Origin of the sequence: Streptomyces sp. adm13(2018) (genome assembly GCF_008042145.1) — a bacterium.
Taxonomy (GTDB): domain Bacteria; phylum Actinomycetota; class Actinomycetes; order Streptomycetales; family Streptomycetaceae; genus Streptomyces.
This window is the reverse complement of the sequence record NZ_RDBH01000139.1, coordinates 1-11,383: the sequence shown is the minus strand read 5'-3', so window position 1 is coordinate 11,383 and position 11,383 is coordinate 1. Positions and strand designations below refer to the sequence as shown.

7 protein-coding genes and 1 pseudogene are annotated in these 11,383 nt (G+C 73.3%); 2 read left to right on the top strand and 6 right to left on the bottom strand.

What is annotated here, in order from left to right:
* A partial coding sequence (locus EAO70_RS27225) for an AMP-binding protein (protein WP_148005562.1) occupies positions 1-1,380 on the bottom strand: 1,380 nt, incomplete at its 3' end.
* Positions 1,377-2,486 carry an NAD(P)H-dependent flavin oxidoreductase gene (locus tag EAO70_RS27220; protein ID WP_148005549.1) on the bottom strand — a complete coding sequence of 370 codons (1,110 nt, stop codon included), beginning with the start codon at positions 2,484-2,486 and terminating at the stop codon, positions 1,377-1,379. The genes EAO70_RS27225 and EAO70_RS27220, both read right to left, overlap by 4 nt.
* A gap of 171 nt (positions 2,487-2,657) precedes the next feature.
* Here EAO70_RS27220 and EAO70_RS27215 point away from each other — a divergent pair, with 171 nt between their 5' ends.
* On the top strand, positions 2,658-4,490 hold the full coding sequence (locus EAO70_RS27215) for a serine hydrolase domain-containing protein (protein ID WP_148005548.1): 1,833 nt from the start codon (positions 2,658-2,660) through the stop codon (positions 4,488-4,490).
* 218 nt (positions 4,491-4,708) lie between these two features.
* A complete protein-coding gene (locus EAO70_RS27210; protein WP_148005547.1) occupies positions 4,709-6,709 on the top strand; it encodes a sialidase family protein in 2,001 nt (666 codons plus the stop codon).
* Positions 6,710-6,767: 58 nt separating this feature from the next.
* On the opposite strand, the gene EAO70_RS27205 is transcribed toward EAO70_RS27210, so the two are convergent.
* From EAO70_RS27205 to EAO70_RS27190, 4 genes and pseudogenes are all read right to left on the bottom strand, one after another.
* Entirely contained in the window at positions 6,768-7,676 is a 909-nt protein-coding gene (locus tag EAO70_RS27205; RefSeq protein ID WP_148005546.1) for a LysR substrate-binding domain-containing protein, read from the bottom strand.
* Positions 7,677-7,713: 37 nt separating this feature from the next.
* Complete coding sequence (locus EAO70_RS27200) at positions 7,714-8,913, bottom strand: glycine C-acetyltransferase (RefSeq protein ID WP_148005545.1); 1,200 nt, start codon at positions 8,911-8,913, stop codon at positions 7,714-7,716.
* A gap of 3 nt (positions 8,914-8,916) precedes the next feature.
* The gene (tdh, locus tag EAO70_RS27195; RefSeq protein WP_148005561.1) at positions 8,917-9,951 is read right to left on the bottom strand and encodes an L-threonine 3-dehydrogenase; all 1,035 of its coding nucleotides are present in this window, start codon (positions 9,949-9,951) and stop codon (positions 8,917-8,919) included.
* A gap of 299 nt (positions 9,952-10,250) precedes the next feature.
* Positions 10,251-11,383: pseudogene (locus tag EAO70_RS27190) on the bottom strand (phytoene desaturase family protein); the annotation flags it as partial.

Sequence of the window (11,383 nt, the reverse complement as noted above, 5' to 3'; positions counted from 1 at the left end):
GTACCCCTCGGCCGCCTCGACGACCGCCTTGACCTCCTCGCCCCAGTCGGCGTGCGGGATGCCGAAGGCGGCGGCGTCGGCGACGGCGGGGTGGGCGAGGAGGGCGGCCTCGATCTCGGCGGGGTAGATGTTGACCCCACCCGAGATGATCATGTCGATCTTCCGGTCACGCAGGAAGAGGTAGCCGTCCTCGTCGAGGAGGCCGAGGTCCCCGACGGTGAAGAAGTCGCCGATGCGGTTCTTCGCGGTCTTCGCCTCGTCCTTGTGGTAATGGAACCCGCCGGTGTTCATCTTCAGGTAGACGGTGCCGAGTTCGCCGGGCGGCAGCCGGACGCCGTCGTCGTCGAAGACGGCGAGTTCGCTGATGGGCCAGGCCCGGCCGACCGTGCCGGGCTTCTTCAGCCACTCCTCGGCGGTGGCGAAGGCCCCGCCGCCCTCACTCGCGGCGTAGTACTCCTCCACGCACCGCCCCCACCAGTCGATCATCGCCCGCTTGACGTGTTCGGGGCACGGCGCGGCGCCGTGGATGGCGTGGCGCATGGAGGAGACGTCGTAGCGGTTCCGTACCTCCTCGGGCAGTGCGAGCAGGCGGTGGAACTGGGTGGGGACCATGTGCGTGTGGGTGCAGGCGTGGCGGTCGATGAGCCGGAGCATCTCCTCCGGCGTCCATCGGTCCATGAGGACCAGGGGGTGCCCGATGTGCAGGGCCGCGGCGGCGAACTGGAGTACCGCCGTGTGGTAGAGCGGCGAGCAGACGAGGTGGACGTTCCCGTCGGCCGGCCGGATGCCGAAGATGCCGAGGAAGCCGCCGAGGTGGGTCTCCTCGGGGAGCTTCCCGGGGAGCGGGCGGCGGATGCCCCGGGGCCGTCCGGTGGTGCCGGAGGTGTAGTTCATGACCCAGCCGAGGGTGCGGCCGGCGGGCGGCGCCTCGTCCTGGCCGTCGAGCAGCGCGGCGTACGGGCGGAAGCCGGGGACCGTACCGACGGCGTACCGGTGGGTGGCGGGGAGCCCGGCCTCGTCGGCGGCGGGGATCACGGCCTCGGAGAACCGCTCGTGGGCGATGAGGACCTTGGCGCCGGAGTCGGCGACGATCCAGGCGATCTCGTGGGCGACGAAGTGGTGGTTGACCGGGACGAGATAGAACCCGGCCTGACCGGCGGCGAGATGGGCGGTGAGGAACTCCGGGCCGTTGGGCAGGACGACGGCGAACGCGTCCCCGCGCTCCAGGCCCGCCGCCCGCAGACCGTGGACCAGCCGGTTGGCCTCGGCGTGGAGGCGGCCCGCGGTCCACTCCTCGCCGTCGGGCGCGACGAGGACCGTGCGGCCGGGGTCGGCGGTGGCCTGGGCCCAGAATCCGGTGGCTGCGGCTGACTGGCTCATGACTCGCTCCGTCCGGCGATGCGGTTGACGCGGTCGACGGCCTTCTCGAAGCCGCGGGTGAGCTCGTCCACGACCTGCTGGACGCTGCGCTCGGAGTTCATCCGGCCGACGATCTGGCCGACGGGGGTACCGAGGAGGGGGCCCACCTCGTACCGCTGGATACGGGAGACGGCCTCGGCGACGAGCAGCCCCTGGAGCGGCATGGGGAGCGGGCCGGGGCCCGCCGGGTCGTCCCAGGCGTCGGTCCACTCGGTGCGGAGCTGGCGGGCCGGTTTGCCGGTCAGGGCGCGGGAGCGGACGGTGTCGCCGGATCCGGCGGCGAGGAGCTTGGCGGTGAGGGCGCGGGAGTGCAGCTCGGCCTCGGTGGTGGTGAGCCAGATCGAGCCGAGCCAGACGCCCTGGGCGCCGAGGGCGAGGCCGGCGGCGATCTGCTCGCCGCTGCCGATGCCGCCGGCGGCGAGGACCGGCAGCGGGGACACGGCGTCGACGACCTCGGGGGTGAGCACCATGGAGGCGATCTCTCCGGTGTGGCCGCCGGCCTCGTAGCCCTGGGCCACGACGACGTCGATGCCGGCGTCGGCGTGATGGCGGGCGTGCCGGGCGCTTCCGGCGAGGGCGGCGACGAGCACGCCGTGATCGTGGGCGCGGGCGACGACGTCGGGGGGCGGGGAGCCGAGGGCGTTGGCGAGGAGCTTGATCGGGTAGTCGAAGGCGACGTCGAGCTGGTCGCGGGCGACCTGCTCCATCCAGCCGGTGATGCGCCAGCCGGACTCCTCGCCCTCGGCGAGTTCGGGAACCCCGTGCTTGGCGAGCGTGGCCCGGACGAAGGCCCGGTGCTCCTCCGGGATCATGGCCTCGACCTCGGCCTCCGTGACTCCCTCGACCTTCTTGGCCGGCATCACGACGTCGAGGCCGTAGGGCAGACCGTCGGTGTGCTCCTGCATCCAGTCGAGATCGCGGGCGAGGTCGTCGGGGGCGGTGTAGCGGACCGCGCCGAGGACGCCGAACCCGCCGGCTCTGGTCAGTGCGGCGGCCACCGCGGGGAAGGGCGTGAAGCCGAAGATGGCGTGCTCGATCCCCAGGGTGCGACTCAGCTCCGTCTTCATGGGCGGCAGGATGCCGCAGCGGCGTGACGGAGGGAAGAGCTTTTCTGATGCATCGTCAGATTCTTTGCGGTGCCGGACGCTTCCGCCGCCGACCCCCGCTCCGGTAGAGAAGTTTCAGATCTTTCCGGCGTGGCTGAAGTTCTCTTTCAAAGGGCTGTGGGAGAGGGTGGCATGACGGAGGAGTCCAGGTGGGACCGGGGTCCGAGCCGCCGGGCGTTCGGCGGCGGAGCCCTCGCCCTGGGAGGTGCGCTCATGATCGGATCGATCCCGGGGGCCGCGGCCGCCTCGCCGGAACCGGGTACGGGTTCGGGTACGGGCACGGGTTCAGGTCCGGCGCGGGGGGACGCGGCCCGGACCGGCGGTGCCGCGGGCGCACGCCGGACCACGCTGCGGCGCGGGTCCGCCGCACGGGCGGAGCTGCTGCCGGAGCACCTGGACCGGCTGGTCGCGGACGCCGAGACCTTCCTCGGCCCCTCCCCCGTCCACCCCTGGTACGCGGGGGCCGTACTGCTCGCCGGACGGGGCGGCACGGTGGCCCTGCACCGGCCGATCGGCCTGGCCGTGCGCTACGCGGCGTACGACGAGAAGACCGACACCGGCGTGGAACTGCCCGCGCACCGGCAGGTCCCGATGACCGGGGACACCGTCTTCGACCTGGCGTCGGTCTCCAAGCTCTTCACCTCGATCCTCGCCGTGCAGCAGATCGAGCGCGGCACGCTGGAGCTGGAGGCGAGGGTCGCCGCGTACCTTCCGGAGTTCGGCGGCGGCGGGAAACGGGACGTCACGGTCCGTCAGCTCCTCACCCACACCTCGGGGTTCCGGGCCTGGATCCCGCTGTACAAGGAGCCGACACGGGAGGGGAAGCTGCGGCTGATCTGGGACGAGGTCCCGGCGAACCCGCCGGGGACGGCGTACCTCTACTCGGATCTGAACCTGATCACGCTCCAGTTGATCCTGGAGGAGATCACCGGTCGCGGTCTGGATGCCCTGCTCCACGACGAGATCACCGCTCCGCTCGGGATGCACCGCACTCGATTCAACCCACCGCTCTCCTGGCGGCCCGCGATCGCCGCGACCGAGGACGCCCGCCCGCCCTGGTCCGGCCTCGACCGCGGCATGGTGCGGGGCGAGGTCCACGACGAGAACGCCCACAGCCTGGGCGGGGTGGCCGGCCACGCCGGGATCTTCTCCCGCGCCTGGGACCTCGCGATCCTCGCCCGCACCCTGCTCAACGGCGGCGCCTACGGCCGGGCCCGCATCCTCTCCGCCGCCTCGGTGGAGCTGATGTTCACCGACTTCAACACCGGCTTCCCGGGCGACGAGCACGGCCTGGGCTTCGAGCTCTACCAGCACTGGTACATGGGCGCGATGGCCACGCCCCGGACGGCCGGTCACACCGGGTTCACCGGCACCAGTCTGGTCCTCGACCCGACCACCGACTCCTTCCTGATCGTCCTGGGCAACTCCGTGCACCCGGTGCGCTCCTGGCGCTCCGGCTCGGCGCCTCGCGTGGCCACCGCGAACCAGTTGGCCAGAGCCGTACCGGTACGGCCGTTCCGGGGGCGTACGGCCTGGTTCTCCGGCATGGCGAGCGCCACCACCGCCACCCTGACGCTCCCCCGGACGCCGGACGCCGTCCGTCTGGAGTGCGCGCTGTGGTGGGACACCGAGCCGGGCGCCGACCACGCCGCCCTGGAGGCCTCGGCCGACGGCGGCGCCACCTGGCGACCGCTGCCCTTCACCACCGACGGACGCACCGCACACCCCACGGGCACGGTCGACGGCTGGTCCGGCCGGGTCTGGCACACCGTGTCCGCACCGCTGCCCGGGGCGGCCACCCTCCTGCGCTGGCGGTACACCACGGACCAGCGGTACGCGGGGCGCGGGGTGTACGTGGACGGGCTGCGGCTGCTCGACGCGGCGGGGCGCCCGGTCTTCGACGAGGCACGACCGGCGGACGGGTCGCGCGTCGAGGCGAACGGCTGGGTCAGATCGGCCGATTGACCACGACCGTCCCGCGCCGAAGCACGGGACCGTGCACGGGCCGCGTACGGACCTCGCACGGCTGATCACATGGGGTACCGTCCCGAAGGAATGATCAACGGAAGGTCACCGGGGGCGCGGGGACATCGGGGTCCGCCACGGACTCCCTCCGCCACGAGGGTCGCCTCCCGGCCACGCCACCCTCCGTCCCCTTCACCAGACCGCCGAGGTGTCCCGTCATGCTGTTCCTGTCCGAGCGCCGTCCACCGGGCGCGCGCCGCTTCGCGCCGCCCGCCTGGCTGGGCGCCCTCTCCCTCGCCCTCCTGGCCACCGTGGCCCTGGTCGTCGCACCGACACCCCGCGCCGCCGCGTCCACCACCGCCGCCACGACGGCCACCGCCACGCCGACCGTCCCGACGCAGCAGGTCACCACCCTGTTCAAGGCGCGCACGGAGTACCACTGCACGCGGATCCCGGCCGTCGTCACCACGGGGACGGGCGTCGTCCTCGCCTTCGCCGAGGGCCGCAAGCGGCTGGACTCCACCGGCTGCAGCGACATCGGCGACAACGACCTCGTGCTCAAGCGGTCCCTCGACGGCGGCAGGACCTGGGAGAAGGACGCCCGGATCGTCGTCGGCGCGGGCGACGTGCTCGCGCACGGCAACCCCGCCCCCGTCGTCGACGCGGCCACCGGCCGGATCACCCTCCTGTACTCCAGCAGCGACTGGAACCGCGACCCGGCCGCCCCCAGCCGTTCGGGCCACGCCCGCACCGTCCACGCCGTGCACAGCACGGACGGCGGGGCCACCTGGTCGCCGAGCGTCGCGCTGCCGCACCTGAAGCCCGCCGAGTGGATCTGGGTGTCCACCGGCCCGGGCCACGGCATCCAGCTCGACCGGGGCCCGCACCAGGGCCGGCTGATCGTGCCCGGCGACCACACCGCACGGGGCTCGACGGCCGGCGCCCAGCTGTACTACAGCGACGACGGCGGTCTGACCTGGAGCCTGGGCGCCGTCACCGAGCCGGTCTCCGACAAGGGCGCGTTCCCCGGGGAGTTGACCGTCGTGCAGACGACGACCGGCGCCGTGTACGTCAACGCGCGCAACTCCGCGCCGACCCGCTGCGCCACCAACGAGCACCGCCTCGAGACGACCAGCACGGACGGCGGCGCCTCCTTCGCCGCACCCTTCACCCCGGTCGCCGACCTGGACACCTCCCCGACGTACGGCTCCCTGCTCCGGCTGCACGCGAAGGACCGTGGCGACGCCCGCGACCGACTGCTCTACTCCGGTCCCTCCCGACTGGGCCCCAGCCCCCTGGAGGACCGCCGCGACCTGGCCGTCCGCTCCTCGTACGACGAGGGCCGGAGCTGGCGGACGGTCGGCACCCTGGTCTCGGCGGCCCGCACCGGATACTCCGATCTGACGCTGCTGCCGGACCGTTCGATCGGCGTCCTGTACGAGACGGCCGGGAACATCCCGCACGGCAACGTCGTCTTCGCCTCCTTCACCGAGGCGAACATGGACGCCGCCGCGACCGAGCTGCGCCTCCCGCGCACCGCCGACACCCGCGAGCGGCCCGCCGGTCAGCCCGGCAACCACGCCCTGGTCCACGGCGGCGCCGTCCTCGGAGCGCGCGGCGGCGGCAAGGCCATGGAGTTCGACGGTACGGACGACTACCTGCGCCTGGTCTGCTCGCCGTCCCTGCGGGTCGAGGACGGGGACTTCACCGTCACCGCCTGGTTCCGCCACTCGGCCACCACCGGCACCCTGCCGATCATCTGGGCGTACGGGATGCAGGGCAGGCACTTCTCGGTCCGCGCCGAACCGGGCTCGGGCGTCCTGCGCGCCACCATCGGCACGGACGCGCGCGTCACGGAGGTGACGCTGCCCTCCTCGTACAACGACGGCGCGTGGCACCACGTCGTGTTCAGCCGCGGCGCCGGCATCAGCCTGGCGGTGGACGGCGGCGCTCCCGCCACCGCCCCCGTCAAGGTGGCCCACCGGGAGGAGAGCACCAGCCTCACCCCCGCGGGCGAGTTCAGCATCCACCTCGGTGCGCGGCCCGACTTCCCCGACCAGCCGCCCGGCGTCGCGCAGCTCTTCCGCGGCGCCCTGGACGACGTGCGCCTCTTCGGGCGGGCGCTGACCCCCCAGGAGGCCGCTCTGGTGAAGGACGGCTCCCTCGCGGTGGCCACCGACGAGGAGCGTCTGCGCCTCGGCTTCTCCAGCCTCTGGTAGCCGGGCCGATGCCCGGCCGGCGGGGAGACGCCCCGGCGGCCGGGCATCGCGCGTCTGCTCAGACTCCGGGCTCCGACGCCGTGCGCAGGGCGGTCAGTACGGGGCTGATCAGCGGGTGCTCCTCCGCGCCGCGCCGGACGGCGGCGAAGACCCGACGGGTCGGGGCGACCCCGTCGATCGGTCGTACCTCCACGCCCGCGAGTTCCATGCCGCGCAGCGCCGAGCGCGGTACGAGCGCCACGCCCGCCCCCGCCGCCGCGAGGGCGACCACCGCGCGGAAGTCGTCGGAGAAGTGCTCGAGACGGAGCGTGAAACCGGCGTACTCGCAGGCCAGTACGGTCACGTCGTGGCAGGGGTTGCCGGTGGACTGCCCGATCCAGGCGTCCTTGGCCAGATCGGCGAGCGCCACCCGTTCCTGGGGCGCCAGCGCGTGGCCGGGCGGCAGGACCGCGTCGAAGGGCTCGGCGTAGAGCGGGACGCGGGTGAGGCGGGCGTCGTCCTCGCCCGGGGCGCCCCGGTACTCGACGGCGACGGCCACGTCGACCTGCCGGTCGAGGACCATGAGGAGGCTTTCGTCGCCCTCGGCGTCGCGCACCCGGACCCGGATGCCGGGCGCGGCGGTGGCGAGGGCGGTGAGGGCCGGGGCCACCACCAGGCCGATGCCGGTGGCGAAGGCGGCGACCGTGACCGTACCGGCCTCGCCCGAGCTGTAGGCGGCGAGTGCGGACTCGGCACGCTCCAGCTCGGCCAGGACGGCGTTGGCGTGGTGGAGCAGGATCTCACCGGCGGGGGTGAGCCGGGCGCCACGGGCGCTGCGGTCCACCAGCCGGTGGCCGGTCTCCTGCTCCAGGGCGGCGAGCTGCTGGGAGACGGCGGAGGGGGTGAGATAGAGCGCGGCGGCCGCCGCCGTGACCGTGCGGTGGTCGGCCACCGCACGGAGGATGTGCAACCGCCGCGCTTCGATCATGCCCCCAGTCTCGCAGGCCGGAGGGCCCGCGAGCGCCTCAGCCCCGCAGGGCCGCGCGGGCGTCGACGAAGGCGTCCACGGCCCGGTTCACGTCCTCCGTCGAGTGCGCGGCGGAGAGCTGGACGCGGATCCGCGCCTGACCCTGCGGCACGACCGGGTAGGAGAAGCCGATCACGTACACCCCGCGCTCCAGGAGGAGCTCGGCCATGCGGCCGGCCTCGGAGGCGTCGCCGATCATGACGGGGGCGATGGCGTGGTCACCGGGGAGGACGTCGAAGCCCTCCGCGGTCATCCGGGTCCGGAACAGCTCGGTGTTGGCGCGCAGCCGGTCGCGCAGGTCGCCGGCGGACTCCAGAAGGTCGAGGACCTTGAGGGAGGCGGCGGCGATCACCGGGGCGAGCGTGTTCGAGAAGAGGTACGGGCGCGAGCGCTGGCGCAGCAGGGCGACGATCTCGGCGCGGGCGGCGACGTAGCCGCCGGAGGCGCCGCCGAGGGCCTTGCCGAGGGTGCCGGTGATGATGTCGACGCGGTCCATCACGCCGTGCAGCTCGGGGGTGCCGCGGCCGCCGGGGCCGACGAAGCCGACGGCGTGCGAGTCGTCGACCATGACCATGGCGTCGTAGCGCTCGGCCAGGTCGCAGATCTCGTCCAGCGGGGCGACGTAGCCGTCCATGGAGAAGACGCCGTCGGTGACGATCAGCTTGCGCCGGGCGCCGCCGTCCGCGGCCTCCTTGAGACGCTGCTCCAGGTCGGCCATGTCGCGGTTGGCGTAGCGGAAGCGGCGGGCCTTGGAGAGGCGGATGCCGTCGATGATCGAGGCGTGGTTGAGGGCGTCGGAGATGACGGCGTCCTCGGGGCCGAGGATCGTCTCGAAGACGCCTCCGTTGGCGTCGAAGCAGGAGGAGTAGAGGATCGTGTCCTCCTGGCCGAGGAAGGAGGAGAGGCGGGCCTCCAGCTCCTTGTGCACCTCCTGCGTGCCGCAGATGAAGCGGACGGACGCCATGCCGTAGCCCCAGCGGTCCAGCGCCTCGTGGGCGGCGGCGACCACCTCGGGGTGGTCGGCGAGGCCCAGGTAGTTGTTGGCGCAGAAGTTGAGCACCTCGCCCGGGCGGCCGCCCGAGGTGACGGCGACGGTGGCCGACTGGGGGGTGCCGATGACGCGCTCGGGCTTGTGCAGTCCGGCCTCCCGGATCTCGTCCAGGGTGGCGCGGATGTCGTCGCGTACGGAATCGAACATGGGTCAGGCTCCCGCAGTCCAGTCGAGGATGATCTTGCCGCTCTTGCCGGAGGCCGCGTCGTCGAAGGCGGCCTCGAAGTCGGTGTACGCGTAGCGTCCGGTGACGACGGGCGAGAGGTCGAGCCCGCCCTCCAGGAGCACCGACATGGCGTACCAGGTCTCGAACATCTCGCGGCCGTAGATGCCCTTGATCGTGATCATGGAGGTGACGATCTTCGCCCAGTCGACGGCGAAGTCCTCGCTGGGCAGGCCCAGCATGGCGATCTTGCCGCCGTGGGTCATGTTGGCGACCATGTCGCGCATCGCATGGGGGTTGCCGGACATCTCCAGGCCGACGTCGAAGCCCTCCTTGAGCCCGAGGGTCCGCTGGCCGTCGGCGATGGTGTGCTCCCCGACGTCGAGGGCGAGCGTCACGCCCGTCTTGCGCGCCAGGGCCAGGCGCTCCTCGCTGACGTCGGTGATCACGACGCTGCGGGCGCCGGCGTGCTTGGCGACGGCGGCGGCCATGATGCCGATCGGGCCCGCGCCGGTGACGAGGACGTCCTCGCCGACCAGCGGGAAGGACAGCGCGGTGTGCACGGCGTTGCCGAAGGGGTCGAAGATCGCGGCGATGTCCAGGTCGACGGGGACGCGGTGCACCCACACGTTGGACGCGGGCAGCGCCACGTACTCGGCGAACGCGCCGTCCCGGCCGACGCCGAGGCCGATGGTCGCCCGGCACAGGTGGCGGCGGCCGGCCAGGCAGTTGCGGCACTTGCCGCAGACGAGGTGCCCCTCGCCGCTGACCAGGTCGCCGACGGCGATGTCGGCGACGTCACGGCCGACGGAGACGACCTCGCCGACGAACTCGTGGCCGACGGTCAGCGGCGTGGCGATCGTCTTCTGCGCCCAGCCGTCCCAGGACCGGATGTGCAGGTCGGTCCCGCAGATACCGGTCCGCTTCACCCTGATCAGCACGTCTCCGGGGCCGGTCTCCGGCTCGGGCACGTCCGTGAGCCAGAGTCCCGGCTCCGCCTTCAGCTTGACCAACGCCTTCAATGCCACGGCTCCCGACGTGCGTGTCCTGTGATGTGCGGGGTGCGGGCGCGGTAGCGCGCCCAAGATCCCTGGAACAGAATCTTCCGTACGGAGCGCTCGCGGTCCATCGAGGATTTCTTAAGCGCGCTCGCAGATCAGCTTCACACCACAGGCGGGGGCGGGGCGACGTCAACGCGTCCGAACGGAGAGACCCCGGTCGGGTACGCCTCCCGTCGGGTACGCCTCCCGTCGGGTACGCCCCCCGTCGGGTACGCCCCCCGTTCGGTACGGCCCCGGGCAACCGGCCTCCGGGCCGGGGGTCAGTGGCCGAGCGCCGCCATCGCCGCGTTGTGGCCCGGGATGCCGCTGACCCCACCGCCCCGGACGGCGCCCGCGCCGCACAAGAGGACGTTGGCGTGGCCGGTCCCGACGCCCCACCGGCCCTCGGCCCCGCCGCSGWSCSGSWCSGCGGCGGGGTCCGCGTACGGGAAGGACAGGTCACGGTGGAAGATGTGCCCGCCGGGGAGGCGGAGCTCCCGTTCGAGGTCGAGCGGCGTCTTCGCCTCTATGCAGGGCCGGCCGTCCGCGTCGAGGGCCAGGCAGTCGGCGAGCGGCTCGTCGAGGTGGGCGTCCAGCTGTTCCAGGGTCGCCGTGAGGAGCGCGGTACGGGTGCCGTCGTTGTCGGCGGCGAACAGCCGGGCGGGGGTGTGCAGGCCGAACAGGGTGAGGGTGTGGTGGCCCGTCGCGGCGAGTCCGGGGCCGAGGATCGACGGGTCGGTCAGGGAGTGGCAGTAGATCTCGGAGGGCGGCGCGGAGGGCAGTCGGCCGGCGGCGGCCTCTGCGTGGGCGGTGGCGAGCTGTCCGTACCCCTCGGCGATGTGGAAGGTGCCGGCGAAGGCCTCGTGCGGGTCGACGGAGCGGTCGCGGAGCTTGGGCAGCCGGGTCAGCAGCATGTTGACCTTGAGCTGGGCGCCCTCGGGGGCGGGCGGCGGCGGGTCGCCGAGGAGGCCGGCGAGGTCGCGGGGCGAGGCGTTGACGAGGACGTGGCCGGCCTCGACGGTGCCCTCGCCGTCGGCGGTGCGGAAGGTGACCTCGGCGCGCCGTCCGTCCGTCTCGATCCGGGTGGCCTCGTGGCCGGTCCGGATCTCCGCGCCGGCGGCGCGGGCCGCGTCGGCGAGGGCGTCGGTGAGGGCGCCCATGCCGCCGACGGGCACGTCCCAGTCGCCGGTGCCGCCGCCGACGACGTGGTAGAGGAAGCAGCGGTTCTGGAGGAGCGTCGGGTCGTGGGCGTCGGCGAAGGTGCCGATCAGGGCGTCGGTCAGGACGACGCCGCGGACCAGGTCGTCGGCGAACTCCCGCTCGACGGCGGCTCCCAGCGGTTCCTCGAAGAGCATCCGCCAGGTGTCGGCGTCGTCCACGCGGGCGCGGAGCGCGGCGCGGGTGGGGAGGGGCT

What these genes read in the sequence shown, in the direction of transcription:
- EAO70_RS27215 (WP_148005548.1), top strand. Translation starts at nt 2,658, where the DNA reads ATGACGGAGGAGTCCAGGTGGGACCGGGGTCCGAGCCGCCGGGCGTTC.
- EAO70_RS27210 (WP_148005547.1), top strand. Translation starts at nt 4,709, where the DNA reads ATGCTGTTCCTGTCCGAGCGCCGTCCACCGGGCGCGCGCCGCTTCGCG.
- EAO70_RS27200 (WP_148005545.1), bottom strand. Translation starts at nt 8,913, where the DNA reads ATGTTCGATTCCGTACGCGACGACATCCGCGCCACCCTGGACGAGATC.
- EAO70_RS27205 (WP_148005546.1), bottom strand. Translation starts at nt 7,676, where the DNA reads ATGATCGAAGCGCGGCGGTTGCACATCCTCCGTGCGGTGGCCGACCAC.
- EAO70_RS27220 (WP_148005549.1), bottom strand. Translation starts at nt 2,486, where the DNA reads ATGAAGACGGAGCTGAGTCGCACCCTGGGGATCGAGCACGCCATCTTC.